The sequence below is a fragment of the Dyella silvae genome (assembly GCF_026421305.1).
Classification (GTDB): Bacteria; Pseudomonadota; Gammaproteobacteria; order Xanthomonadales; family Rhodanobacteraceae; genus Dyella; species Dyella silvae.
Genome location: NZ_JAPJBQ010000008.1, coordinates 49391 through 74524, shown reverse-complemented (window position 1 = coordinate 74524; position 25134 = coordinate 49391). Strand labels below are relative to the sequence as shown.

21 protein-coding genes are annotated in these 25134 nt (G+C 63.0%); 12 read left to right on the top strand and 9 right to left on the bottom strand.

Annotated elements, in window-relative coordinates:
* Positions 1–55: 55 nt before the first annotated feature.
* Together OQE56_RS17035 and OQE56_RS17030 are read right to left on the bottom strand one after the other, a co-directional pair.
* Positions 56–634: a DUF4136 domain-containing protein gene (locus OQE56_RS17035; RefSeq protein ID WP_267225860.1), complete on the bottom strand. Its 579-nt coding sequence runs from the start codon at positions 632–634 to the stop codon at positions 56–58.
* A 66-nt stretch (positions 635–700) separates the two neighbouring features.
* Positions 701–1396: a response regulator gene (locus tag OQE56_RS17030; protein ID WP_267225859.1), complete on the bottom strand. Its 696-nt coding sequence runs from the start codon at positions 1394–1396 to the stop codon at positions 701–703.
* Positions 1397–2028: 632 nt separating this feature from the next.
* Between OQE56_RS17030 and OQE56_RS17025 the strand changes: the two genes are divergently transcribed.
* The 5 genes from OQE56_RS17025 (at position 2029) to OQE56_RS17005 (ending at position 6999) form a co-directional block, all read left to right on the top strand.
* Complete coding sequence (locus OQE56_RS17025; protein WP_267225858.1) at positions 2029–3561, top strand: sensor histidine kinase; 1533 nt, start codon at positions 2029–2031, stop codon at positions 3559–3561.
* A complete protein-coding gene (locus OQE56_RS17020; RefSeq protein WP_323748596.1) occupies positions 3510–4160 on the top strand; it encodes a response regulator transcription factor in 651 nt (216 codons plus the stop codon). Before OQE56_RS17025 ends, OQE56_RS17020 begins: the two co-directional genes overlap by 52 nt.
* A 142-nt stretch (positions 4161–4302) precedes the next feature.
* The gene (locus tag OQE56_RS17015) at positions 4303–4725 is read left to right on the top strand and encodes a response regulator (protein WP_267225856.1); all 423 of its coding nucleotides are present in this window, start codon (positions 4303–4305) and stop codon (positions 4723–4725) included.
* Positions 4726–4978: 253 nt separating this feature from the next.
* Positions 4979–5215 carry a hypothetical protein gene (locus OQE56_RS17010; protein ID WP_267225855.1) on the top strand — a complete coding sequence of 79 codons (237 nt, stop codon included), beginning with the start codon at positions 4979–4981 and terminating at the stop codon, positions 5213–5215.
* Positions 5216–5322: 107 nt separating this feature from the next.
* Positions 5323–6999: an amidohydrolase gene (locus tag OQE56_RS17005; RefSeq protein WP_267225854.1), complete on the top strand. Its 1677-nt coding sequence runs from the start codon at positions 5323–5325 to the stop codon at positions 6997–6999.
* A 38-nt stretch (positions 7000–7037) separates the two neighbouring features.
* Here OQE56_RS17005 and OQE56_RS17000 read toward each other — a convergent pair whose 3' ends face one another.
* Entirely contained in the window at positions 7038–7622 is a 585-nt protein-coding gene (locus OQE56_RS17000; RefSeq protein WP_267225853.1) for an FMN-dependent NADH-azoreductase, read from the bottom strand.
* Positions 7623–7737: 115 nt separating this feature from the next.
* Here OQE56_RS17000 and OQE56_RS16995 point away from each other — a divergent pair, with 115 nt between their 5' ends.
* From OQE56_RS16995 to OQE56_RS16985, 3 genes are read left to right on the top strand one after another with little or no spacing between them, the layout of a single operon-like run.
* Complete coding sequence (locus tag OQE56_RS16995) at positions 7738–8691, top strand: LysR substrate-binding domain-containing protein (RefSeq protein ID WP_267225852.1); 954 nt, start codon at positions 7738–7740, stop codon at positions 8689–8691.
* A gap of 60 nt (positions 8692–8751) precedes the next feature.
* Positions 8752–9897, top strand: coding sequence for a pyridoxal phosphate-dependent aminotransferase (locus OQE56_RS16990; RefSeq protein WP_267225851.1), 1146 nt, complete (start codon positions 8752–8754; stop codon positions 9895–9897).
* A complete protein-coding gene (locus tag OQE56_RS16985) occupies positions 9885–10685 on the top strand; it encodes an amidohydrolase (protein ID WP_267225850.1) in 801 nt (266 codons plus the stop codon). Before OQE56_RS16990 ends, OQE56_RS16985 begins: the two co-directional genes overlap by 13 nt.
* Positions 10686–10776: 91 nt before the next feature.
* On the opposite strand, the gene arsC is transcribed toward OQE56_RS16985, so the two are convergent.
* Genes arsC through OQE56_RS16965 form a run of 4 tightly spaced genes read right to left on the bottom strand, consistent with a single transcriptional unit; the run spans position 10777 to position 14531 of the window.
* Positions 10777–11124, bottom strand: a complete 348-nt coding sequence (gene arsC / locus OQE56_RS16980; RefSeq protein WP_267225849.1) for an arsenate reductase (glutaredoxin) — start codon at positions 11122–11124, stop codon at positions 10777–10779.
* Positions 11125–11138: 14 nt separating this feature from the next.
* On the bottom strand, positions 11139–12689 hold the full coding sequence (locus OQE56_RS16975; protein ID WP_267225847.1) for a pseudouridine synthase: 1551 nt from the start codon (positions 12687–12689) through the stop codon (positions 11139–11141).
* On the bottom strand, positions 12686–13570 hold the full coding sequence (scpB, locus tag OQE56_RS16970) for an SMC-Scp complex subunit ScpB (RefSeq protein ID WP_267225990.1): 885 nt from the start codon (positions 13568–13570) through the stop codon (positions 12686–12688). Before scpB ends, OQE56_RS16975 begins: the two co-directional genes overlap by 4 nt.
* A gap of 49 nt (positions 13571–13619) precedes the next feature.
* On the bottom strand, positions 13620–14531 hold the full coding sequence (locus OQE56_RS16965; protein WP_425601641.1) for a segregation and condensation protein A: 912 nt from the start codon (positions 14529–14531) through the stop codon (positions 13620–13622).
* A 469-nt stretch (positions 14532–15000) separates the two neighbouring features.
* Here OQE56_RS16965 and OQE56_RS16960 point away from each other — a divergent pair, with 469 nt between their 5' ends.
* Positions 15001–16176: a DNA polymerase IV gene (locus OQE56_RS16960; protein ID WP_267225846.1), complete on the top strand. Its 1176-nt coding sequence runs from the start codon at positions 15001–15003 to the stop codon at positions 16174–16176.
* 98 nt (positions 16177–16274) lie between these two features.
* Positions 16275–16643: a PilZ domain-containing protein gene (locus OQE56_RS16955; RefSeq protein ID WP_267225845.1), complete on the top strand. Its 369-nt coding sequence runs from the start codon at positions 16275–16277 to the stop codon at positions 16641–16643.
* A 166-nt stretch (positions 16644–16809) separates the two neighbouring features.
* Here OQE56_RS16955 and OQE56_RS16950 read toward each other — a convergent pair whose 3' ends face one another.
* Positions 16810–18495 carry a long-chain-fatty-acid--CoA ligase gene (locus tag OQE56_RS16950; protein WP_267225844.1) on the bottom strand — a complete coding sequence of 562 codons (1686 nt, stop codon included), beginning with the start codon at positions 18493–18495 and terminating at the stop codon, positions 16810–16812.
* A 138-nt stretch (positions 18496–18633) separates the two neighbouring features.
* Between OQE56_RS16950 and OQE56_RS16945 the strand changes: the two genes are divergently transcribed.
* Complete coding sequence (locus tag OQE56_RS16945; RefSeq protein ID WP_323748595.1) at positions 18634–19071, top strand: hypothetical protein; 438 nt, start codon at positions 18634–18636, stop codon at positions 19069–19071.
* Between the two features lie 105 nt (positions 19072–19176).
* On the opposite strand, the gene acnA is transcribed toward OQE56_RS16945, so the two are convergent.
* On the bottom strand, positions 19177–21933 hold the full coding sequence (gene acnA / locus OQE56_RS16940) for an aconitate hydratase AcnA (RefSeq protein WP_267225843.1): 2757 nt from the start codon (positions 21931–21933) through the stop codon (positions 19177–19179).
* Positions 21934–22479: 546 nt separating this feature from the next.
* Here acnA and acnB point away from each other — a divergent pair.
* Positions 22480–25071: a bifunctional aconitate hydratase 2/2-methylisocitrate dehydratase gene (gene acnB / locus OQE56_RS16935; RefSeq protein WP_267225842.1), complete on the top strand. Its 2592-nt coding sequence runs from the start codon at positions 22480–22482 to the stop codon at positions 25069–25071.
* The last annotated feature ends 63 nt before the right edge of the window (positions 25072–25134 follow it).

The following is a 25134-nucleotide window of genomic DNA, read 5'->3' as shown; positions in this document are numbered from 1 at the left end:
ATCGTTAGAGGGAACCGATGACGATGGAACCATCTCCATCGTCACAGTCGCGTAGTCAGCGGATGATGCCGTCTGTCTTGAGTTTGGGAATGATGGTTTGCGCCAGATCCTGAACCGCCTTGGGGAGGTTGTTGGTGCCGACACTCTGCGTCGTCACCGACCAGATCACCTTCTGCGACCGGGCGTCCCAAACGGTGGTTTCCAGCGTGACTTCGTTGTACTGCGTGACATCCGGCGTGGACGCCCAGGCACCACCCCACCAACCGTAAAAGCCTGGGCCGACCGGGCCGCTGGGCGTGACGTTGAGCTTCTGTTCGACTCGCTGTACGCGGGTGCTGAGAATCACGTCGGCACCGGTTGCCTTGACGACAGTGCCGACCTTTTCCGAGCTTTCCCCGGCGGGAATCTGGTTATAGCTCTGCTCGGCGTGAACGCCGGCGGCCTGCAGTTGCTGGGCGAACGTGTCTTCAAAAACACGCCGGTAGGTGTCGCTCTTGGTGATGCCGAGCACCAATACGTTGGATGCCGGCGGGCCCGGCCAGTTAGGGTCTTTCCATTGATTGCTGACGCTGAAGGTCGAGCACGCGGCGAGGGTGAGTGACAGGGCCAAAAGAACGTACCGCAATGGTTTCATGACGTGACTACTCCTTGTTGTGGTCGTCAAATGGAACATGGCGAAGGCGCGAAGGTCTGTAGGTCATCAGGGTGGTATTTCGTCCTCCGTCGCCAATGCCGCGTCATACGGTGTCAGGGGTATGAGTCCTAGTCGTTCGGCCTCGCGAATCAGCGCTACGCCGCTGTGCACGCCCAGCAGATCCAGCAACGCCTGGCGGTGACTTTCTACGGTGCGTACGGAAATGCCCAGTTCCGCGGCGATCTCGCTGGTGCGTTTGCCCTTGGCCATGCACTCGATCACCTCGCGCTGGCGGCGCGTGAGCCGGTGCGCGGCATCGGGAGCCTGCAGTAACGACGCCATGAGTTGAGGGCTGATGAACTGATTGCCCGCGGCGACTTCGGCAATCGCCGTAAAGAGTTCGCTGCTGGGCGACTGCTTCAGTACATAGCCGTTGGCGCCGGCCTGCATGGCTTCTCGCACGATCAGTGGTTCGCTGTGCGTGGAAAGAACGAGTATGGGTATGCCGCTGCCCTGGCGGCGCAACCGGCGTAGTGCCTGCAGCGCGCTGAAAGGCGGCATGGCAATGTCGGTGATCACCAGGTCGACTTCATCTGAGAGCACGGCGTCTATCAGCGCTTCGCCGTCATGCACGAGGCGAACCGAATTGGTTCGCCGGGCCAACAAGCCCGCCAGTCCCTCGGCCACGCAGCGATGCTCATCTGCCAGCAGCACCCGCAGCTTACGCGTGCTGTTTCCAGGTGATTGCGCGCGTGTCTTCATGCGTTGGCACAGAGGCAGAAAGGGAAGGGTCCGCTAACGGATGCCGGTACTGCGCACGTGCCGAAAGAGATGGGCATGGCATGCGCCCGACATCGCAAGCGTACTCGCGGTGATCTTGATGTTTGCGCACGGCCTGGCCCGCAGCGAGGTATGCCGGAAGATGCGCCGGGTGCGGTGATCCGTCTTCGCGCGAAATGGAATCTCATGGCCTGTCGGTCCCCGCAACGGCTGCTCTCCCGCCAATCGTCAGCTTGGTCCGTTAGGGCGTGCGAAGTAAGCGAACTTTCACTCAAACAAGCTCAGTAAAATTACCAAGCGATCTCTGTGTCAGCTGCCAGACAAAACCGTCTCGCTTCAAGGTGCGACGTGAAGAGTTTGTGTGGAGCTGAGCACAGGGTCTGCTCCGTGCCGATCCGAGGCGGTTTGTGGCCTCTCCGTAGAACTACGCAAATCATCACGAAGATATGACGGGCCCCGTGAGCAAATGCGATGTGGCTCTCCGCGACGGGCGGGAGTCCGATTGCTCCGCGGGACGCGATTCTGGGTGAGGGACGCTGTATGCATGGAGCAAGGGGATGATGGCTGGAAAAGCGCCAGTTGCTGGTCTACCCGCCCTTGGGCGGGCAGGCGGGATGTTTGCCATCGCCGTGGCGGCGCAATGGCTGTCGCTGGTGCTCTGGGATCGTGAAGGCGATGCGCAGATGGTCTGGCTGGCTGGTCCCTTGCTGCTCGGGGCACTCATCAGCGACGCGCAACGCTACTGGCTCTTCTATGACGTGGGCTGGTTCCTGGGGATGCTCGCGTCCTGTGCCTTGCTGAAGTTACCCCTCGCAGGCATGGTGATTCTCGGCCTCGCTGATCTCTTGTTGATCCATCTGGCTGCGTTTGCGCTGGTTCGCGCCGGGAAGGGTAAGGCGATTGATGATTTCCGGCGATTGATCGATTTTCTGGTGATCGCGGTGGTGCTGTTGCCGTTGGTCGCCGCAGGCTTGATAGCCCTGTTGGCCAACATGCAGTCGATGCCCGTATGGCTCTCGCAAGACTGGTGGCACGTCGCATTGGCCGATGCGCTGGGCTACGCGCTGCTGCCGCCGGTCATCATGAGTCTTGCCAATCCGGGGTCGTCCTTGCGGCGTGATGCATTGCCCGCGTGGAACGTCCTGCTGGGTATGGGCATCGTGCTCGCCGTGATCTGGCTGGCATGGCGTGAGCTGGGCGCTTTGCCCACCGCCCGGCCGCTATTGCTGCTCGCCCCTGTGCCGCTGGCGATTTTCGTCGCCATGCGCGCTCAGATGCCGGGAACGTGCCTGCTCAGTCTTGTTCTGGGGACGATGGCTATCCAGTTGAGTCTGGACGGGAAGGGGCCTTTCACACAGCAGGATCCTCGATTCACCACCGTCGGTGTACAGCTGTGGATGCTTGGCATGGCCACAGCCTCGCTGTTTCTCGCGGCGCTCGTCGAGCAGCGCAGAACCACGATGCGTGCGCTGTCGGCTTCCAGCGTTGAAGTGCGCGAACTGGCGGGGCGCCTCATCGTGGCTCAGGAGCAGGAGCGTGCCCGCATCGCGCGCGACCTGCACGACGATATCAATCAGCGCCTCGCCGTTGCGTCGATCCGGCTCAGCGCTTTGCGCCGCAAACTCGGTGACAGCAATCGGCAGGACGTCAGCTTGTTGCAGAACGACTTGATGGGACTGTCAGAAGACGTTCGCCGCATATCGCATGACCTGCATCCGAGCATGCTCAGCCAGACGGGTCTGACCGCAGCGCTGGCCGGGCTTTGCCAGTCGCAGCGGCATCGAAACGGGCCGGAGATCGATTTGAGGGTGTCACCTCAGGCCACGGATTTGTCCGAGGACGTTTCGCTTTGCCTGTACCGGGTGGCACAGGAGGCGTTGAACAACGCGATACGTCACGCGGCGGCACAACACATCGAAGTAGCACTGGATATTGGTGCCGATCACGTTGACCTCAGCGTGGCGGACGACGGCAGGGGGTTCGAGACAGCAGAGCGCGGGCGTCGAGGGCTTGGCCTCATGAGTATTGATGAGCGCGCCAAGTTGCTCGGCGGAAGTTATCAATTGCACTCCACACCGGGGAAAGGGACTCAGTTATGCATATGCATTCCGCTAGGAACCTCCATGCAGCTCCAAGGCCACGCCTGATCATCGCCGATGATCACCGGATGGTCGCCGAAGGTGTGCAGCACATTCTCGACGACGATTTCGATCTGCTGGATATCGTTGCTGATGGCGAAGCGTTGATCGATGCCGTGCGCCGCCTCAAGCCGGATATGGTGGTGGCAGATATCAACATGCCCCGCTGCAACGGCATGGACGCACTCAAGCGCTTGCGGCAGGAAGGCATTCAAACGCCCTTCGTCTTCCTCACCATGCATATGGAGCCAGCGCTCGCGGTGGCTGCGTTGCGTGCGGGCGCCAGTGGCTACATTCTCAAAAGCTCGGCGGGCGAAGATCTGCGCAACGCTGCCCAACAGGTGATGACCGGCGGCACGTATGTCACGCCGGTATTGGGCGCGCGTTACATCAGCGGCCAGTTGACCGACATGCGCAATCTCACGTCCAAGCAGCTGCAGGTGCTCAGGCTGGTGGGCGAGGGGCTGCGTTCGAAGCAGATCGCTTTACAGCTGGGTCTGTCCGTGCGGACCGTTGAGGCGCACAAATACACCATGATGCAGGTGCTGGGTGTGCACTCCACCCTGGAACTCGTGCGCCGGGCGGAAGATCTGGGCCTGCTGTTCTAGCGGCGCAGGGGCCCGTACTGCCTCAGGGCGCGCAGGAGCCGTAGTTTTACCTAGCCACAAGTCGGTTCTCTTTCGGTGGCGCGAGTTCTCGCATTGGACGATGCTCTCGTTTGAGCTGTCATCCATGGATTAGAGGACTCTCGTGACACGCGCCACCATCGTACTGGCCGAAGACCATCCGCCCGTTGCAGAGCAGATACGGGCGTTGCTGGGCGAGGAGTTCGATGTGCTTGCGGTCGTTTCTCACGGCGAGGCGTTGGTCAAGGCTGTCCGGCGATTGCGGCCGGACGCAGTGGTGACGGATATCAGCATGCCCGGCATGGATGGCATGCAAGCGGCACGTGAGTTGCTGGCGGAGCGGCCGGAGCTGCCGATCGTATTTATGACCGTGCATGATGATCCGTCACTGGCAAAGGCCGCGCTTGCCATCGGTAAGGGCTATGTCCTCAAGGCGGCGGCGGGGGATGAGCTGCCTGATGCGATAAGAAGCGTGCTGGACAACCGGTACTTCGTATCGGCGACGCTGGGACGGGCCGATTTGCTCGTCAACGGGCCACGGTTTTGAGGCTCGTTTCGTGCGCGCTGCGCGCACGTCGCACGTCGTGGTGTTTCATGGATGAAACAGCGGCCGGGAATTGATGCTCCGCGTTCCCGTCATGTGAGCGATGTAGTCGTATTCCTACGTAATGCAGCGCAGTGGGCCGATATGCTCGTCCGCAGAACGAGTGCACTCTTGATCAGTCCGGAACGGACAGGTCAGTGGGTTTTCACCTACTCGATCCAGTGGTGGCAGGGCTCTCTTTTCACAGGGTTTGATCATGGTCACCTATTCACTCAGGCAGTCTTCCGACGGGCTGTGGTGTGTATGCCGCTCGGGTTTTTCGCTATTTAGTAATCTGCGTCTTGGTGCAGCCATCAAGCTGGCGCGTGAAGTAGCGCGTGATGAACATCTCCGGTCGGGGCGTCCGGTGTGTGTGGAAATGCCGGGGATGGGCTCCTCCATCCGGCTGGCGCAATACGTGCGCGTGGCGGCCTCGCTGGAGAAGGCTGCGTAACCCTGCGCCGGCGTACGCGCACCCTGCGCAGCCCCCATGTTGCAGGGCCGCTTGTTTGAACGGTTGGGGCTAGGCAAAGTCGCAGCACTTTTTGCCGGGACTCATCCATGCGCCTGCCGCTCCGCTGCTCGTCGATTGCCTTACTTGCGCTCGCAGCCTTGCCGCTGCACGCGACCACGCTGTTGGTCAACGCGCATATCCACACCATGGATCCCGCCCATCCGGAGGCCTCGGCGCTGGCCTGGAAGGACGATGGCCGCCTGCTTGCCGTGGGCGATACCGGCGACCTCGTGAAGCGCTTTGCGGATGCCCAGAAAGTGGATGCCAGGGGCGCCACGGTGATCCCCGGTCTGATCGATGCGCACGGTCACATGCTGGGTTTGGGAATGACCCATATCCAGGTCGATCTGGTGGGCGCGAATTCGCGCGCCGAGGTCGTCGAGCGGCTGAAAACAGGCGCCGCCAGGCTGCCCAAAGGCACCTGGCTGGTGGGGCGTGGGTGGGATCAGAACCGCTGGGCCGATAAACAGTTTCCGACGGCGGCCGACCTGGATGCCGCGTTCCCGGATCGGCCGGTTTACCTGGAGCGCGTCGACGGCCACGCGGTATGGGTGAACACCGCGGCAATGAAGCACGCCGTCAAGCCGCTGGATGGCGACTGGCAGCCCGAAGGCGGCCGCATCGTGCGCGCGGGCAACAAGGCCAGCGGCGTGCTGGTGGATGGCGCGGTGGGCCTGGTGGCCGAGGCCATACCGCCACTGACGCACGAACAGACGCGCGAGGCTTACAAAGCAGCCTTTGCCGACGCCGTGGCATCCGGACTGACGGGCGTGCATGACCCAGGCACCAGCCTCGACGACTTCAAGGTGCTGCAGGAAATGGCAGCCGCCAAAGAGATTCCGCTACGTCTGTATGAAATGGCCGACGGCAATCACGCCGCATTGGACTGGCTTTGCGATCAAGGCGGCCGCTGGATCGACGCAGGCGGCCGCCTGCAGATGCGCACGGTGAAGCTCTATATGGATGGCGCGTTGGGTAGTCGCGGCGCTGCTTTGTTGGCGGACTACAGCGACGATCACGGCAACCGCGGCATTCTGGTGACCGCGCCCGACGCCTACCGCAGTGCTGTGGAGAAGGCGTATCGCTGCCACGTGCAGGTGGCCACCCACGCCATCGGCGATCGCGGTAATCGCATGGTGCTGGATACGTATCAGGCGGTGCTGGGCGATCACGCCGACAGCGATCATCGCTGGCGCGTCGAGCATGCGCAGATCGTGGCGCTGGATGACATCCCGCGCTTTGCGACCTTGCGAATCATCGCGTCGATGCAGCCGACCCATGCCACGTCGGATATGCCCTGGGCCGGGCAGCGGCTGGGGGCTGAGCGTCTCAAGGGCGCTTATGCATGGCAGCGGTTCATCCATGAAAAAGTGCCGCTGGCATTCGGTTCGGATTTTCCGGTCGAGCATGTCAATCCCATGCTTGGCCTTTACGCCGCGGTTACCCGCCAGGACCTCAACGGACAGCCGCCCGGTGGTTGGCTGCCGGATCAGTGCGTCAGCCGCTTGCAGGCGCTCGCTGGCTTTACGCGTGGAGCGGCCTACGCCGCCTTCATGGAGAACGAAGTCGGCATGCTCAAGCCGGGCCTGCGTGCGGATTTCGTCATCCTCAGTGATGACCTGATGACGGTGCCGCCGCGCAAGATCGCTGATCTCAAACCGCTGAGCACCTGGGTGGATGGCAAGGCTGTGTATACCGCTGAAACGACAACCGCCGCGCAGTGACGCGCGGCGGTTGCGGGGGACGGTGGTACCGGTGTGGTTTACGCGGCCTTGCGGGTCACGTCACCGATCGATGCCTGCGCCGACTTCAGCGATGCCACCTTGGCGTCATCGCCGAGGTTCACGCCTTCGGCGCGGACGATCTCGATGTCGGTGACACCAAGGAAGCCGAACACCGCACGCAGGTAGGTTTCCTGGAAGTCCATCGGCTGGGCCGGGCTACCGTGGCTGTACACACCACCGCGGGAGGACACGATAATCACGCGCTTGCCGCCGGCCAGACCTTCGGGGCCGTTGGCGGTATAGCGGAACGACTTGCCCGCGACGGCGACCCGGTCGATCCAGGCCTTCAGCTGGCTGGGAATACCGAAGTTGTACATCGGGGCGCCAATCACCAGCACATCGGCGGCAAGGAACTCCTCGATCATCTGGCTACCCTGCACCGCAACCGGGTCGCTGGCATCGGCCACCGGGGTCCAGTGGGGGAGCGGATTGGCGGCCAGATCGTGGTAGATGACCTCTGTACCGGGGTTGTTGGTGGTCAGTTCGGCTACGATGGCAGCAGTAAGCCCGCGCGAAACCGAGTGGCTACCCAGGGCGCTGGCGTCGAGATGCAACAGTTTCATGGCAATTCCTCAGTGACGGGCCGGGGTGTTCCGGCGACAGAGATAGGTTATCCATGGAACAATCTCGCGATAAGTCGGGTAAAATCGAACGTATTGTTCCCATAAGGAAACAACGATGACGGTGTTGGATGGCGCGCTGCAGGATCTCAATGACCTGTATTTCTTCGCATCGGTGGTGGAGCACGGCGGCTTTTCATCGGCGGGCCGCGCTTTAGGTATTCCCAAGTCCCGCCTGAGCAAGCGCATTGCCCAACTGGAAGAACGGCTGGGCGTGCGGCTGCTGCAACGGACCACGCGCCGCTTTGTCGTTACCGAAGTCGGTGAGCGCTTCTATGGCCATTGCCGTGCCGTGCTGGAAGAGGCGCGAGCGGCACAAGAGGCGGTGGAGGAGGTGCGTTCGGAGCCGCGCGGCGTCGTGCGCGTGAGTTGCCCGATCTCCATCGTGCAATCGGTGGTGAGTCACGTGCTTCCGGAGTTTCTCGCGCTGCATCCCAAGATGCAGGTGCGGCTGCAGGCCACCAATCGCCGTGTCGATGTGATTGGCGAGGGGGTCGACGTCGCCATCCGCGTCCGCAGCAAGCTGGATACGGATGCCACCCTGGTCATGCGTACCTTCGGACAGTCCCGTGTGTTGCCGGTGGCAAGTCCTGAGTTGCTCAAGCGTTATGGGCACCCCAAGGAGCCTGCCGACCTGGCCAATCTGCCCGCGCTCACGATGGAGGAGCACGAAGGCGCGCACAGCTGGGAGCTTTACAACGCGCAGGGTGAGCGGGCGATGGTTGATGTTCAGCCACGCCTGATCTGCGGCGATTTCGCGGCATTGCTGACAAGCTGCAAAGGCGGCATCGGCGTGACGTTGTTGCCTGAATTCGTGTGCGGGCCGGCCGTGTCGCGTGGCGAGCTGGAAGTCGTGCTGCCCGACTGGAGCGTGCCGCAGGGCACTATGCACTTCGTTTATCCCAGCCGTCGCGGCTTGCTGCCTGGCGTGCGCGCTTTTGTGGATTTCCTGGCAGAAAAGCTGCCCGATGCCGTGCGCGAGAATCATGCGCAATGCGGCAAGTACCTTTGACCACGGCCTGCCATAACGCTCGTGTTAGCATCGCCGTTTAGCCATCCAGACATCCGGACTATGCAGATCCAGACCAAGCTTCCGAAAGTGGGTACCACCATCTTCAGCGTCATGAGCCAGTTGGCCATGGAGCACAAGGCCGTCAACCTGGGGCAGGGCTTTCCGGATTTCGAGCCGCCGCAACCGCTGCGCGATGCAATTACCCGCGCGATGGCCGAAGGCCGCAATCAGTACGCGCCGGGCATCGGCCTGCCGACGCTGCGCGAGCAGATCGCGCTGAAAACCGAGCGCATGTACGGCCATCGCCTGAGCGCGGACACGGAAGTCACCGTGACTTCCGGCGCTACCGAGGCGCTGTTTGCCGCGATTGCCGCCGTGGTGAGCGCCGGTGATGAAGTGATCGTGTTCGATCCGGCTTATGACAGCTATGAGCCGGCGATCGAGCTGCAGGGCGCGCGCGCGGTACACATCCCGCTGCAGGCGCCCACGTTTGCGGTGGATTGGCAGCGCGTGCGTGATGCGATCACGCCGAAGACGCGCATGATCCTTATCAATAGTCCGCATAACCCGACGGGTGCGGTGCTCTCGTCTGCCGACTTGGACGCGCTGGCTGACATCGTGCGCGACACGGAGATCGTGGTGCTGTCGGACGAAGTGTACGAACACATCGTGTACGACGGCGCCCAGCACGAAAGCGTCTTGCGCCATCCGGAACTCGCAGCGCGCAGTTTCGTGGTGTCCTCGTTTGGCAAAACCTATCACTGCACCGGCTGGAAGCTGGGTTACGCGGTGGCACCCAAGGCGCTGTCGGCCGAATTTCGCAAGGTGCACCAGTACCTCACGTTCTGCACCTTCCATCCGGCTCAGGTGGCGTTTGCCGAATTCATGGCGAGCACGCCCGAGCACTATCTGGAACTGCCGGCGTTTTATCAGGCCAAGCGCGATCGCTTTCGCGAGCTGATCAAGCCGTCGCGTTTCAAGTTGATTGATGTGCCGGGTGGCTACTTCCAGCTCGTCGATTACTCGGCGATCAGCAACAAGGACGACGTGTCGTTCTGCGAGTGGATGGTGAAGGAAGGTGGCGTGGCCGCCATTCCGCTCACGCCGTTCTACGAAACGGCGCCGGGCACCCATTTCCTGCGCCTGTGTTTCGCCAAGAGCGACGCCACCATGGAAGCCGCCGCGGAGCGCCTATGCAAGCTTTGAGGGTAAGTCTGGTTCAGGGCGCTACGCGCTGGCACGATGCGCCGGCCAATCGTGCGTATTACGGCGAGCTGGTGCGCCGCGTCGCCGGTCAGGCCGATCTTATCGTGTTACCGGAGACATTCCTGTCGGGCTTCAGCAACGACACGCGTGCCAGCGCGGAAACGATGGATGGCGAAGGTGTGGCGTGGATGCGCGCACTTGCGCAGGAAGCCGATGCCGTCGTGTGCGGCAGTCTGGCCATCAGCGAAGGCGGCGTCGTCTACAACCGTTTGATCTGGGCTCGCCCGGATGGCAGCTATGCGCAGTACGACAAGCGCCATCTGTTTCGCATGGCCGGCGAGCACACACGCTACGGTGGCGGCAACGAGCGGCTGATCGTTGAGCTGAAGGGTTGGCGCATCCTGCCGCAGGTCTGCTACGACCTGCGTTTTCCGGTATGGCTGCGCAACGGTCGTTGCGAAGAAGCTGCCGGTGGCATGGACTACGACCTCGCCCTGTTTGTCGCCAACTGGCCAGCGCCACGTCGCCAGCCGTGGCGCACGCTCCTGCGTGCGCGAGCCATCGAAAACCTCAGCTATGTCGTGGGTCTCAACCGCGTAGGCGTGGACGGCAACGATCTGCCTTATGCCGGCGACAGCGCGGTGCTCGATCCTATTGGCGAACCGCTGGTGGAGCTGGGACCGCAAGAGCAGGTGGTGACGGTGACGATCGATCCCGCACCATTGCTCGCGCATCGCGAGCGTTTCCCTGCATGGATGGATGCCGATCGCTATACGCTGGATATCTGAAAGCTGCCCTCATTGGGGAGCGAAGATCGATCCACAAAAAAGGAGGCGTTGCCTCCTTTTTTTGTGCCTTGCATCTGGCGTGCTCAAGTACTCAGAGAATGGAGAGTACGGCTTCCGGCGGCCTTCCAAGCGCGGCCTTGCCGTTCGCCACCACGATGGGCCGCTCGATCAGGCGCGGATGGCTTGCCATCGCCGCGATCAGCGCGGTGTCGTCGAGTGATGGATCATCGAGGCCGAGTTCGGTGTACTCAGCCTCGCCTTTTCGCATCAGTTCGCGTGGCGTCATGCCGAGCATATCCAGCAACTTTTCGAGTTCGGCTGCGCTCGGCGGCGTTTCCAGATAGTTGATGACGTCACACGAGATGCCACGCTCTTCGAGCAGGGTGAGCGTGGCACGCGACTTCGAACAACGATGGTTGTGAAAGATGCGAACGGTCATGGCGTTCTGCCGCGTCAGTGATTGCCGCCGCGGTTACCGCCGCGACCACCGCCGCCACCGCCACCGCCGCCATGCGGACGGCCACCGCCATGCCCCTGCGGTCGTCCACCGCCATGACCCTGCGGACGATTGCCGCCACGGCCCTGCGGACGTCCACCGGCGCCCTGGCCGGGACGACCCTGCTTGTTGCCACCACGATTGCCGCTGGCGTTGCCGCCACCGAAACCGCCGTACGGGCTGTTGCCGTGACCACCTTCGGAGCTGCGACCGCCGAACGAGCGGCCGCCGCCTTCACCGCCGCGGCCAGCAAACGGCTTGCCGCCACCTTCACCACCGCGAGCACCAAACGGCTTGCCGCCGCGTCGATTGCCCGCACCGCCTGCACCGCCCGGACCACCGGCGCCGCCACGAGCACCCTGGCCGCCACGGCCACCTTCGCGGGTTTCGCCAGCGAACCAGGTGCGGACCGACGGCAATTCCTGGCCCGGTGCCACGCCGCGCTTGCTCTTGCGCTGCATGCCACCTGCGGGACGCTCAGGGCGTGCCACATTGCCATTCACTTCCTTGCCCGGACGGCGGCGCTGCTGCTTGCCGCGCGCGGGTTCTTCGCGGATGCGGTCATAGGCGCGCAGTTCACGCGCCTCGTCCTGGTGAGCGCTGCTCCAGCCACCGGTTGCGCCGCGCTCGGGGCGATACTCGGTGACGTTGCGCGGCGCGCGACGCTGGTGCAACACGGGGCTCAGCGTGAGCACCGGCTGCGATGCGCCAAGACCCGTGGTCTTGCGCAGCTCCTTGACGGCTTCTTCGCCCAGGGCTTCGCAATCACCGCGACGCAGGTTGCGCGGCAGTTCCACGCTGCCGTAGCGGATACGCTTGAGGCGGCTCACCAGGAAGCCCTGCGAATCCCACAGGCGGCGCACTTCGCGGTTGCGGCCTTCGCGGATGACCACGCGGAACCAGCTATGGCTGCCGCCGCGGCTGATGACGGCGATTTCATCGAAGCGGGCAGGGCCGTCTTCCAGCTCCACGCCGGCCTTGAGCTTCTCGATGGTCTCGTCGGGCACTTCGCCGTGCACGCGGCACAGGTACTCTCGCTCGAGGCCGCTCTTGGGATGCATCAGGGCATTGGCCAGCTCGCCGTCGGTGGTGAGGAGCAACAGGCCGGTGGTGTTGATGTCCAGACGGCCCACGGCAACCCAGCGCGCGCCCTTCAGGCGCGGCAGCTGTTCGAACACGGTGGGACGGCCTTCGGGATCTTCGCGGGTGGTCACCACGCCTTCGGGCTTGTGATAGACCAGCAATTCGGTCTCGTCGCGATTGTCGGTGGCAACAATGAACTGCTTGCCGTCGAGCACGACGCGATCGCCGGCATGCACGCTGGCGCCAATGGTGGCGGGCGTGCCGTTGAGTTCGACTTCACCGGCCTGGATGCGCTGCTCCAGCATGCGGCGAGAGCCGAGGCCGGCATTCGCCAGCACTTTGTGCAGGCGCTCTTCAAGGGCGGGGGTGCTCTCGTCGCGCGGTGCGCGCTTGAGGGTCAAAACAGATTTCTGCGGCGCAGTCATGCGCGGTACTCCTTGGTGTCTTGCGTGGCGTCGCCTTCGTCGGCGTCCGCGCGGGTCGCTGCCTCGTCGGCAGTGTCATTCAGGGCTTCGGCGTGTGAGACATCGCCGGATTCGGAACTGGCGACTTCCATCGCCAGAGGTTGCTCTTCAGCGGGTGCTTCAGTGATCGCGGACGAGTGGTGCTCGTTGCTCTCCTCCAAAGCGGGTGTTTCGTCGGCAGTGGGCTCGTGGACGATGCTTTCGGCATCTTCGGCAGCCACCACCAGGATTTCGTTTTCTTCGTCCGGATCGATCGGCAGGTCGCGTATGACGCGAGCCGGCAGCGGCTCCGGTGCGATGCTCATCTGCGGATCTTCCATGTCGCGGATTTCCGACAGCGGCGGCAGCTCGTCCAGCGACTTGAGGTTGAAGTAGTCGAGGAAAGCGCGGGTGGTGCCGAACAGGGCGGGCTTACCGGGTACGTCGCGATAACCGACCACGCGGATCCACTCGCGCTCCTCCATCGTCTTGATGATGTTGGAGGACACCACCACGCCGCGAATCTGCTCGATCTCCGGGCGGGTGATCGGCTGGCGGTAAGCGATCAGTGCCAGCGTTTCCAGCAGGGCGCGGGAGTAGCGGCTGGGCCGCTCCGTCCACATCCGGGAAATCCACGGGTGCACATCCTGCTTCACCTGATAGCGGAAGCCGGAGGCCACCTCGCGCAGTTCGACGCCACGGTGGGCGCAGTCTTCGGTCAGCGCCTCGATCGTCCTGGCGACTTCCTCGCGGCCGACCTCGTCCTCTTCGCCGAACAGTTCCAGCAGCTGAGGAATGGTCATCGGCTGGGTGGATGCCAGCAGTGCCGCCTCGATGATGGGTTTGAGTTGCTCGATCTGCATGGCCTCGGACTGGATGCAATGCTTCAGTGAATGGATCGGGCCGCGCTGCTTATTCGGCAGCGGTGGCCGGCTCGTCGTCGGCGAAGGTCTCAACGGCAGATTCTTCGCCGCGTCCTGCCTTCGCTCTTACGTAAATCGGTGCCATGGGTGCTTCCTGCACAATCTCCACCAGCATTTCCTTGGCCAGCTCCAGCATGGCCAGGAACGTCACCACCACGCCCAGGCGGCCTTCGGCCACGTCAAACAGCGTCTCGAAGCGCTGGAAACTGCGGTCATTCAGCCGGCCCAGCAGTTCGCCCATGCGCTGACGAACGCTGAGTGCCTCGCGCTTGATGGCGTGATGCCCAAACAGCTCGGCGCGATGCAGCACATCTTTCAGGGCCAGCAGCAGCTCTTTCAGTTCCAGCGGCGGCGGCAGCTTGATCACATTGCGCTCGCCCACGTCGGCATGAGCAGGCGAGAAATCGCGCTCCATGCGGGGCAGGGCCTCGATATCCTCCGCGGCCCTCTTGAAGCGTTCGTACTCCTGCAGGCGGCGGACCAGCTCGGCGCGGGGGTCTTCCTCCAGGCCTTCCTCGGTTGGTGGCCGGGGCAGCAGCAGCCGCGACTTGATCTCGCCCAGAATCGCGGCCATCAGCAGGTATTCGGCCGCCAGCTCCAGGCGCATCACATCGCGCATCATCTCGATGTAGTTCATGTACTGCCGGGTGATCTCGGCGACAGGAATGTCGAGAATGTCCAGGTTTTGCCGGCGGATCAGGTACAGCAGCAAGTCGAGCGGGCCTTCGAATGCTTCGAGAATCACCTCGAGCGCATCCGGTGGGATGTACAGGTCCTGCGGCATCTGCAACATCGGTTCGCCGCGCACGATGGCCAGCGGCATTTCCTGCTGTTGCGGTACCGACGCAAATGCGTCCTGCGGTGCTGTGACCGCCTGAGGCTCGACTGGCTCAGTGCTCATCAATACATGTCGTTGGGCCGTCCACGACGGCTTGCGTTGCGTTCAACACGTTAGGAAACGTTATGTCCCACCGGCATTCGCTTGACGAATGTCCCCGCCCGAATCGCGCCTACTGGTTGGCGACCCGTTGAAGCTATCTTGCGCGATGCCTAGCCAGTGCGTCTTGCGTCACCGTCCCGGGCATGCATGATGAAATCGCGCGCTTGGCGTTTCGATCAGGCTGGCCGTGAGCGACCCTTGTGCGTCTTCAGCGGGCTTTAGGCCACAGCAAAAGCGCAAGCCACAACGTGACGAAACCCGCGTCACAGGCTTTCCAATGGTCGGCTGAATGCATCGGGATGGGTGCCGTAGCGGTCGATCCTGGTCGATCGTGCGCGCACCCTAGGACCCACGCAGGACCAAGATTAGCCGCTGTAGGCCGGCAAGTCCAGTACGCGCGCAACGTTATATGGCGGCAAAATAGCAGGGCATGCCACCCGATGAACGCTCCATCATTCATGTCGACATGGACGCTTTCTACGCGTCCGTGGAGGTGCTCGACCAGCCGGGGCTGCGTGGGCTGCCGGTGATCGTGGGCGGCCTGGGCCCGCGCGGCGTGGTGTCGACCTGCAGTTACGAAGCGCGCACGTTTGGCGTGCGTTCGGCCATGCCGATCGTCCAGGCGCGGCGCTTGTGCCCGGATGGCGTCTACGTGTGGCCGCGCATGGCGCGCTACGAGGAGCTCTCCGACCAGGTGTTCGACGTGTTCCATCAGGTGACCCCGCTGGTGGAAGGCCTGTCACTCGATGAGGCGTTTCTCGATGTCACCGCCAGCCTGCGGTTGCTGGGCTCCATCGAGACCATCGGGCGGGGGATCAAGGAAGCGATCCGCGAACGCACGGGGTTGGTGGCTTCGGTGGGCATGGGGCCCAATAAGTTGTTGGCCAAGCTGGCCAGCGAAATGTCCAAGCCGGATGGTTTTCATCGCATCACGGCACAAGGTGCCGCAGATGAGCTCGCGCCGCTGCCGGTGGGAAGGCTGTGGACTGTGGGCAAGGTGACCGAGCAGGCGTTGCACCGGATGGGGATACGCACCATAGGCGAATTGGCAGCATGTGACACAGCGCGTCTTGCTGGTGCGCTGGGACGTCAGGTGTCAGGTCTGCAGGCGCTGGCGCGGGGCGAAGACGACCGTTGCGTTGAGCCAGCCCAGGCTGAACAATCCATCGGTGCTGAGCATACTTTCGATGTCGACGTGGCCGAGCTGGCGCTAGCCGAGTCCTGGCTGCTGCGGCATTGCGAACGTATCGCCGCGCGGGCGCGTCAACGCGGGCTGGAAGGCCGAACGGTCACCGTGAAACTGCGCGAGCCGCCGTTTGTCACTCATACACGCCAGGCGCAGTTGCGCGCCCCCAGTGCTTCCGCAAGCGATATATACGCGGTGGCACGGGGTTTGCTTAAGTCCTGGTGGCAGGCGCAGCGAAGGCCGCGCCTGCGCTTACTGGGCGCGAGTCTTTCCGGATTCGCGACCGAGCGGCAGCAGGATCTGTTCGATGCGGTATCCGACGCGCGCGTAACGGACCGGGTGCAGGACAAGATCAATTTGCGGTTCGGTACGGGAAGCTTGGTGCGCGCTGGCGTTTTGCGAACGAAGCGGCAGAATTGAAGTCGGATGGAAGCTCTCCACATCAATGCGGTGAGGTGTGCTTTTCAGGATGAAACAGTCGGCGCCTGGGTGCGTCGGACGCGGGGAGATGAGGCAGGATGAGCAAAGCGGGTGACAACGCCAGAAACGGCTCAGATCCGGAGCAGTTGCGGCCAGCGCGCATGCGCATCGAAACCACGGTACTGATGAGCCGTGGCGACGATTCGCAGCCCACTGAGTTGGTAGACATTTCTGCCACCGGCGTACTGTTGCGGCGGCCATTAGGCTGGCAAGGCGAGGTCGGTCAGAGCTGGATCCTGGACATGATCTTCGGTCACGACTTGCACATTCACCTGGAAGCTCAGGTCACGCGCATTTCCGAGCGGCATCTGGGCTTTGCTTTCACACGCATTCCCGAAGACAAGCAGGTGCCGCTGTGGAACCTGCTGGGTGGCTATGCCGACATTCTCGAGATGTGGCATGACTGAAGGGCAGGCGTGAGTGGGGAGAAGTGAGTAGTGAGAGAAGAGCTCACTTTCCCCTGCGCGCCAGTCACCTATAAAAAAAGCCCGGCATCAAGCCGGGCTTTTTTGTTGCGAGTGAGTAGCTGAGCTTTACTCTCACTACTCACTCCTCTCCACTCACTTCTCGCTCTCAGCCTGCGGCAGCGGCCTTCTTCTCGTCGCGCAGTTCGCGGCGCAGGATCTTGCCCACGTTGCTCTTCGGCAGCGCGTCGCGGAATTCGATGATCTTCGGGCGCTTGTAGCCGGTGAGATTGTCGTGGCAGAACTTCTTCAGCTCTTCCACGGTGAGGTTCGGATCCTTGCGGACCACGAACAGCTTGACCACCTCGCCCGAATGCTCGTCGGGGACGCCGACTGCCGCCACTTCGGCGACGCCCGGATGCTGCATCACCACGTCTTCGACTTCGTTGGGATACACATTGAAGCCGGACACCAGAATCATGTCCTTCTTCCGATCCACGATATAGACGTAGCCGTTCTCGTCCATGCGGGCGACATCGCCGGTATGCAGCCAGCCGTCGGCGCCGAGCACCTTGGCGGTTTCGTCCGGGCGCTGCCAGTAACCCTTCATCACCTGTGGGCCGTGCACCATCAGCTCACCCACTTCGCCGATCGCCAGCGGCTGGTTGTCTTCCGACCAGATGGCAACATCGGTGGACGGAATGGGCAGACCAATGGAGCTGTTGTAGTCCTTGAGGTCCAGCGGGTTGATGCAGGCGGCGGGCGAGGTCTCGGTGAGACCGTACGCTTCCACCAGCGTGCAGCCAGTGACCTTCTTCCAGCGCTCGGCGACCGCGCGTTGCACAGCCATGCCGCCGCCCAGGGTCAGGTGCAGCCGGGAGAAATCCAGCTCAGCGAAACCCGCCGTGTTCAACAGGCCGTTGAACAGCGTGTTGACGCCGGTGATTGCGGTGAAGTTCGACTTCTTCAGCTCCTTGACGAAGCCGGGCATGTCGCGCGGATTGGTGATCAGCCAGTTCAGGCCGCCCAGGCGCATGAATACCAGTCCGTTCGCCGTGAGCGAGAAGATGTGATACAGCGGCAGCGCCGTGATGATCACTTCCTCGCCATACTTGACGTTTTTGCCGATCCACGCACCGGCCTGCATCATGTTGGCGACCATGTTGCCGTGGGTGAGCATCGCGCCCTTGGCCACGCCGGTGGTGCCGCCGGTGTACTGCAGGAAGGCGATGTCGTCGTGACCCAGCGCCACCTTCGGCAACGGATGCGAAGCACCTCGCGAAAGGGCATCGGCGAAGCGCACCGCACCCGGCAGGCTGAAAGGCGGCACCATCTTCTTGACGTGCTTGAGCACGAAGTTGATCAACGCGCCCTTGGCGCCCAGCAGGTCGCCGATGCCCGTCGTAATGATGTGTTCGACGTGGGTCTCCGCCACCACCTGCTGCAGCGTCGATGCGAAGTTGTCGAGCACCACGATGACCTTGGCGCCGGCATCCTCAAGCTGATGCTTGAGCTCGCGCGCGGTGTACATCGGGTTGGTGTTGACCACCACCAGGCCAGCGCGCAGCGCGCCGATCAGGGCGATGGGGTACTGCAGAACGTTGGGCATCATGATCGCGATGCGATCGCCCTTGGCAAGCTTGAGCACACCCGTGAGATAGCCGGCAAACTGACGGCTCAGCTCATCGATCTGGCTATAACTGAGTTGCTTGCCAAAGCTGGAGAACGCCGGACGCTGACCAAAGCGCTCAAACGCCTCTTCCACGACCGCGGCGACGGAGGCGTATTGATTGATGTCGATCTGCGCGGGAACGCCTTCCGGGTACTGGGCCAGCCACGGACGCTCATTGCTCATGTTGGATTCAAAGCTCCTCTATGTAACGGCCCGTGAGTTCAAGCATGGCACGGGTGCGGCAAAATGACGACGCGGCATTGGAGCATACGCTCGCGTATAGCAGCAAGCCGCGCCGCAACGAGATTCGGGGAGCGTCTGATGATGGGAAAGAGCTGGGTGATACCGCTGTTTTTTGGCCTGCTGGCGGCGATGCTGGGCGGCTGCCGGCATGCGCCCGATGAAACCCTGGTGAGACAGGGCATCGAGGCGGCGGCAAATGCCGCCGAACACGCCAATGCTTCAGCGCTGGCCGATGTACTCAGCGGGGACTTCGACGGCAATGCGGGATCTGCGGATCGGCGCCAGCTGGTGGGCCTGCTCCGCGCCGCGGCGTTTCGTGGGGACAGCATCCACGCACTGGTTGGCCCAGTAAGCGTAGAGGCTCGGGGCGAGCGCTACGTGGCCAGCTTCACGGTGACGCTGACCAGTGGCGGCAAGCTGCTGCCTGCACAGATGGGCGTGTACAAAGTGGAGACGGCGTGGCGGAAAGAGGGGCACGAATGGCATTGCTATTCGGCCACGTGGACGTCTGACTGAGCGTGTTCCCTGGTGGGAGCGCACCCGGTGCGCCCCGCCGATGAAATAGGCGACGCGAACAAAAAAACGCCGCCCGAAGGCGGCGTTTTCTTCATGGTGTCAGCCTCACGCTGCTTTCTTCGCCGCCAGCTGCCGCAGTACGTACTGCAGGATGCCACCGTGGCGGAAGAACTCCCGCTCCTTCGGCGTCAGCAGCAACACCTTGACGGTGAACTCCTTCTTGCTGCCGTCGGCGGCGGTGGCGGTGGCGGTGACCTTGGCCGTCTTCGATTCACCGCCGTCGAGGCCGGTGACGTCGAAGGTTTCCTTGCCGGTCAGGCCCAGCGACTGCGCGTTCTGGCCATCCTGGAACTGGCAGGGCAGCACGCCCATACCGACCAGGTTGGAGCGGTGGATGCGCTCGAAGCTCTCGGCAATCACCGCCTTCACGCCCAACAGCAGCGTGCCCTTGGCGGCCCAGTCGCGCGACGAGCCCGTGCCGTATTCCTTGCCTGCCAGAACCACCAGCGGCGTCTTGTCCGCCTTGTACTTCATCGCCGCATCGTAGATGGCCATCTGCTCGCCGCTGGGCACGTAGAGCGTGTAGCCACCCTCGACGCCATTGAGCATCAGGTTCTTGATGCGGATGTTGGCGAAGGTGCCGCGCACCATCACGTCGTCGTTGCCGCGACGCGAGCCATAGGAGTTGAAGTCCTTCGGATCGACACCCTTGCTGATCAGGAAGCGGCCCGCCGGGCTGTCTTTCTTGATGGAACCGGCCGGCGAGATGTGGTCGGTGGTGATGGAGTCGCCGAACAAACCCAGCACGCGGGCGCCATGAACATCCGAGATGCTGCCCGGCTCCTTGGTCATGCCCTCGAAGTACGGCGGGTTCTTGATATAGGTGGAGTCGTCCCACTTGTAGACGGCGCCATCCGGCGAGGCGATGTGATTCCAGCGGCTGTCGCCCTTGAACACGTCCGCATAGCTCTTCTCGAACATCTGCGGATTGATCGCGCCAGCGATGGTGTCGGAAATTTCCTTGTTGCTCGGCCAGATGTCCTTCAGATACACGGGCTTGCCGTCGCTGCCGGTGCCCAGCGCATCCTTGGTCAGGTCGATATCCAGCGTGCCGGCCAGCGCATAGGCCACTACCAGCGGCGGCGAGGCCAGGTAGTTCATTTTCACTTCCGGATGCACGCGGCCTTCGAAGTTGCGATTACCCGACAGCACCGATGCCACTGCAAGATCGCCTTCCGCAATGCCCTTGCTGATTTCGGACGGCAGCGGGCCGGAGTTGCCGATGCAGGTGGTGCAGCCGTAGCCGACGATAAAGAAGCCGACTTTCTCCAGCTCCTTCAGCAGGCCGGTTTTCTCGAGATAGTCGGTAACGACCTTGGAACCCGGGCCGATGGAGGTCTTCACCCACGGTTGCGCCTTGAGGCCCTTGGCGGCGGCCTTCTTGGCCACAAGGCCTGCGCCAAGCATCACGGCCGGGTTGGACGTGTTGGTGCAGGAGGTGATCGCCGCGATCACCACGGCGCCGTCGCCAAGCTTGAAGGAGTGGCCATCCTTCTCCACGCGCACGCCGGTATCGGTGATGTCGTTGGCAGGATTCCCGATCGCGGTGGCGCCGCCTTCATTGGCAAAGCTGGCGGTATCGCCGTTCCTCGGCTTGCGGTTGGCGGTAAGCGGGCCCACGGCGTCATGGAAGCTCTTCTGCACGCCTTCCAGCAGCACGCGGTCCTGCGGGCGCTTGGGGCCGGCCAGCGAGGGCTTTACATCGGCGAGGTTGAGTTCCAGCGTGGTGGTAAAGCGCGGCTCCAGCGCCTTTTCGTCATGCCACAGACCCTGTGCCTTGGCGTAAGTCTCCACCAGCGTGATCTGCGCTTCGTCGCGGCCGGACAGGCGCAGGTAGTTCAGCGCTTCCTGATCGATCGGGAAGATGCCGCAGGTAGCGCCGTATTCCGGCGCCATGTTGGCGATCGTGGCGCGATCGGCCAGCGGCAGGTGCTTCAGGCCATCACCGAAGAACTCCACGAACTTGCCCACCACGCCCAGCTTGCGCAGCATCTGCGTCACGGTGAGCACCAGATCGGTCGCGGTGACACCTTCCGCCAGCTTGCCGGTGAGCTTGAAGCCCACCACCTGCGGAATCAGCATGGACGAGGGCTGGCCAAGCATGGCCGCCTCGGCCTCGATGCCGCCGACGCCCCAGCCGAGTACGCCGATGCCGTTGATCATGGTGGTGTGCGAGTCCGTGCCGAATACGGTGTCCGGGTAGGCCCACGGCTGACCGTCCTTCTGCGCGGTAAACACCACGCGAGCCAGATGCTCCAGATTCACCTGATGCACGATGCCGGTACGCGGCGGCACCACTTTGAAGTTGTCGAATGCCTTCTGGCCCCAACGCAGGAAGGCGTAGCGCTCCTGGTTGCGCTGGAATTCGATTTCGACGTTCTTTTCCAGCGCGGACTCCGAGCCGTACACGTCGACCTGCACGGAGTGGTCGATCACCAGCTCGGCCGGCGCCAGAGGATTGATCTGCTTGGCATCGCCGCCCAGCTTGACCACGGCGTCGCGCATTGCGGCCAGGTCGACCACGCACGGCACGCCGGTGAAATCCTGCAGCACCACGCGGGCGGGCATGAAGGCAATTTCGGTGTCGGGTTCAGCCTTGGCGTTCCAGTTGGCCACGGCCTCGATTTCCTTGGCGGTGACATTGACGCCGTCCTCGTGGCGCAACAGGTTCTCGAGCAGGATCTTCAGCGAGAAGGGCAGGGTCTTGAGGTCAAAGCGCTGGCCGAGCTTGGTCAGGCTGGCGATCTGATAAGGGCTGCCGTTGACAGTGAGGGTGTCGCGGGTGGCGAATGAATCCAGCATGGTGCTAACTCCTGTTGCGTGAGTCTGGCGAACGCGCGTACGCGTAGCTTGGGGATCCTAGGGCACGGAACGTGAGGGGAATTGCAAAAGATGCCTCGGTCTTCCAGGCCGTCATCCCGGCGTAGGCCGGGATCCAGTTGCGATCACGATAGGCTGTCGCGAACACCTACCCTTGACCTGACTGGATTCCGGCCTGCGCCGGAATGACGCCTCGTGGGGGACTGAGGTAAAGCATCCTCTCCGCCGGCGTTGCTATTCAGTTTGGGCCAAAAGCCGGGGCACGCAAGAGACCCGAATGGGGATTGCGCCACATCCCCATTGCAAGATTTCGAACGCAGCCGGAAGCGATGTCTTGCGTTGCGGCGTTGGTGCCGCGGCTGGCAAAATAGCGGGCTGTTATGCCGCCCAAAACGGCATGGCGACAAGGCCTTGCGCCTTGTTGAGCGCCGGTAGCGGCCACGCGGGACTCCCCAGTCGGGCGATCTCTGCAGCGGTTGTGTGAGCAACCGCACGCTGCCCCTTTTGTTGTTCACCGGACGAGATCACATGCTTAACGCCTACCGCCAACATGTCGCCGAGCGCGCCGCACTGGGTATCCCCCCGCTGCCGCTGTCGGCCCAGCAGACCGCCGACCTGATCGAGCTCCTGAAGAACCCGCCCGCTGGCGAGGAAGCCTTCCTGGTCGATCTGATCACCAACCGCGTGCCGGCTGGCGTGGACGATGCGGCCAAGGTCAAGGCCTCGTACCTGGCGGCCGTGGCGTTCGGCACCGAGAAGAGCGCGCTGATCTCGCGCGAGAAGGCCACCGAACTGCTCGGCACCATGCTCGGCGGCTACAACATCCATCCGCTGATCGAGCTGCTCGACGACGCACAGGTCGGCACCGTCGCCGCCAACGCGCTCAAGCACACGCTGCTGATGTTCGACGCTTTCCATGACGTCAAGGAAAAGGCCGACAAGGGCAACGCCAACGCCAAGGCCGTGCTGCAGAGCTGGGCTGATGCCGAGTGGTTCACCAGCAAGCCTGAAGTGCCGGAAAGCCTGACCATCACCGTGTTCAAGGTGCCGGGCGAAACCAACACCGACGACCTGTCGCCGGCCCCGGATGCCACCACGCGCCCGGACATCCCGATGCACGCGCTGGCCATGCTGAAGAACAAGCGCGATGGCGCCCCGTTCCAGCCGGAAGAAGACGGCAAGCGCGGTCCCATCGCCTTCATCGAATCGCTCAAGGAAAAGGGCCATCTGGTCGCCTACGTGGGTGACGTGGTCGGTACCGGTTCCAGCCGCAAGTCCGCCACCAACTCGGTGCTGTGGTTCACCGGCGAAAATATCCCCTTCATCCCGAACAAGCGTTTCGGCGGCGTGTGCCTGGGCAGCAAGATCGCCCCGATCTTCTACAACACCATGGAAGACGCCGGCGCGCTGCCGATCGAACTCGACGTGTCCAACATGAACATGGGCGACGTCGTCGAGCTGCGTCCGTACGAAGGCAAAGCCTTGAAGAACGGCGAAGTGATCGCCGAATTCCAGGTGAAGTCCGATGTGCTGTTCGACGAAGTGCGCGCCGGTGGCCGCATTCCGCTGATCATCGGCCGTGGCCTCACCGCCAAGGCACGCGAAGCGCTGGGCCTGCCGGTCTCCACGTTGTTCCGCCTGCCGCAGCAGCCGGCCGACACGGGCAAGGGCTTCACGTTGGCGCAGAAGATGGTTGGCCGCGCTGTCGGCCTGCCGGAAGGCCAGGGCGTGCGCCCGGGCACCTATTGCGAGCCGAAGATGACCTCGGTGGGTTCGCAGGACACCACCGGCCCGATGACCCGCGACGAGCTGAAGGATCTGGCCTGCCTGGGCTTCTCGGCCGACCTGGTCATGCAGTCGTTCTGCCACACCGCCGCCTATCCGAAGCCGGTGGACGTGAAGACCCACCACACGCTGCCGGAATTCATCAGCACCCGTGGCGGCATCTCGCTGCGTCCGGGCGACGGCGTGATCCACTCCTGGCTCAACCGCATGCTGCTGCCCGACACCGTCGGCACCGGCGGCGACAGCCACACGCGCTTCCCGATCGGTATTTCGTTCCCGGCAGGCTCGGGCCTGGTGGCCTTCGCCGCCGCCACGGGCGTGATGCCGCTGGATATGCCGGAATCCGTGCTGGTGCGCTTCAAGGGCGAGCTGCAGCCGGGCGTCACCCTGCGTGACCTCGTCAACGCCATTCCGCTTTACGCCATCAAGCAGGGTCTGCTGACGGTCGCCAAGCAGGGCAAGAAGAACATCTTCTCCGGCCGCATCCTGGAAATCGAAGGTCTGCCGAACCTGAAGGTGGAGCAGGCGTTCGAGCTGTCCGACGCTTCGGCCGAGCGTTCGGCCGCCGGTTGCACGGTGCACTTGGACAAGGCGCCGATCATCGAATACATCAACAGCAACATCACGCTGCTGAAGTACATGATCGCCCAGGGCTACAAGGACCCGCGCAGCCTGCAGCGCCGCATCAAGGCGATGGAAGCATGGCTCGCCAACCCGCAGCTGCTGGAGCGCGATGCCGACGCCGAATACGCCGCCGTCATCGAGATCGACCTGGCCGACGTGCATGAGCCCATTGTGGCCTGCCCGAACGACCCGGACGACGTGAAGACGCTCAGCGACGTGGCTGGCGCCAAGATCGACGAAGTGTTCATCGGTTCGTGCATGACCAACATCGGTCACTTCCGCGCCGCGTCGAAGCTGCTGGAAGGCAAGCGCGACATCCCGACCAAGCTGTGGGTGGCTCCGCCGACCAAGATGGATCAGCAGCAGCTGACCGAGGAAGGCCACTACGGCGTGCTCGGCACCGCCGGCGCCCGCATGGAAATGCCGGGTTGCTCGCTGTGCATGGGCAACCAGGCGCAGGTGCGCGAGGGCGCCACGGTGTTCTCCACCTCCACCCGTAACTTCCCCAACCGTCTGGGCAAGAACTCCAACGTGTACCTGGGTTCGGCCGAGCTGGCCGCGATCTGCTCGCGTCTGGGCAAGATCCCGAGCAAGGAGGAGTACATGGCCGACGTGGGCGTGATCAACGCCAATGGCGAGAAGATCTACAAGTACATGAACTTCAACCAGATCGCCGACTATCAGGACGTGGCCGACACGGTCACCGCCTGAATGCGGTAAGTCATCGTCAGATGGCAAGGGAAGGGCGGCGCAAGCCGCCCTTTTTTTGTGCGA

Coding starts and splice junctions, on each gene's coding strand:
- OQE56_RS17035 (WP_267225860.1), bottom strand. CDS start 634: ATGAAACCATTGCGGTACGTTCTTTTGGCCCTGTCACTCACCCTCGCC.
- OQE56_RS17030 (WP_267225859.1), bottom strand. CDS start 1,396: ATGAAGACACGCGCGCAATCACCTGGAAACAGCACGCGTAAGCTGCGG.
- OQE56_RS17025 (WP_267225858.1), top strand. CDS start 2,029: ATGTTTGCCATCGCCGTGGCGGCGCAATGGCTGTCGCTGGTGCTCTGG.
- OQE56_RS17020 (WP_323748596.1), top strand. CDS start 3,510: ATGCATATGCATTCCGCTAGGAACCTCCATGCAGCTCCAAGGCCACGC.
- OQE56_RS17010 (WP_267225855.1), top strand. CDS start 4,979: ATGGTCACCTATTCACTCAGGCAGTCTTCCGACGGGCTGTGGTGTGTA.
- OQE56_RS17005 (WP_267225854.1), top strand. CDS start 5,323: ATGCGCCTGCCGCTCCGCTGCTCGTCGATTGCCTTACTTGCGCTCGCA.
- OQE56_RS17000 (WP_267225853.1), bottom strand. CDS start 7,622: ATGAAACTGTTGCATCTCGACGCCAGCGCCCTGGGTAGCCACTCGGTT.
- OQE56_RS16995 (WP_267225852.1), top strand. CDS start 7,738: ATGACGGTGTTGGATGGCGCGCTGCAGGATCTCAATGACCTGTATTTC.
- OQE56_RS16990 (WP_267225851.1), top strand. CDS start 8,752: ATGCAGATCCAGACCAAGCTTCCGAAAGTGGGTACCACCATCTTCAGC.
- OQE56_RS16985 (WP_267225850.1), top strand. CDS start 9,885: ATGCAAGCTTTGAGGGTAAGTCTGGTTCAGGGCGCTACGCGCTGGCAC.
- arsC (WP_267225849.1), bottom strand. CDS start 11,124: ATGACCGTTCGCATCTTTCACAACCATCGTTGTTCGAAGTCGCGTGCC.
- OQE56_RS16975 (WP_267225847.1), bottom strand. CDS start 12,689: ATGACTGCGCCGCAGAAATCTGTTTTGACCCTCAAGCGCGCACCGCGC.
- scpB (WP_267225990.1), bottom strand. CDS start 13,570: ATGCAGATCGAGCAACTCAAACCCATCATCGAGGCGGCACTGCTGGCA.
- OQE56_RS16965 (WP_425601641.1), bottom strand. CDS start 14,531: ATGAGCACTGAGCCAGTCGAGCCTCAGGCGGTCACAGCACCGCAGGAC.
- OQE56_RS16960 (WP_267225846.1), top strand. CDS start 15,001: ATGCCACCCGATGAACGCTCCATCATTCATGTCGACATGGACGCTTTC.
- OQE56_RS16955 (WP_267225845.1), top strand. CDS start 16,275: ATGAGCAAAGCGGGTGACAACGCCAGAAACGGCTCAGATCCGGAGCAG.
- OQE56_RS16950 (WP_267225844.1), bottom strand. CDS start 18,495: ATGAGCAATGAGCGTCCGTGGCTGGCCCAGTACCCGGAAGGCGTTCCC.
- OQE56_RS16945 (WP_323748595.1), top strand. CDS start 18,634: ATGATGGGAAAGAGCTGGGTGATACCGCTGTTTTTTGGCCTGCTGGCG.
- acnA (WP_267225843.1), bottom strand. CDS start 21,933: ATGCTGGATTCATTCGCCACCCGCGACACCCTCACTGTCAACGGCAGC.
- acnB (WP_267225842.1), top strand. CDS start 22,480: ATGCTTAACGCCTACCGCCAACATGTCGCCGAGCGCGCCGCACTGGGT.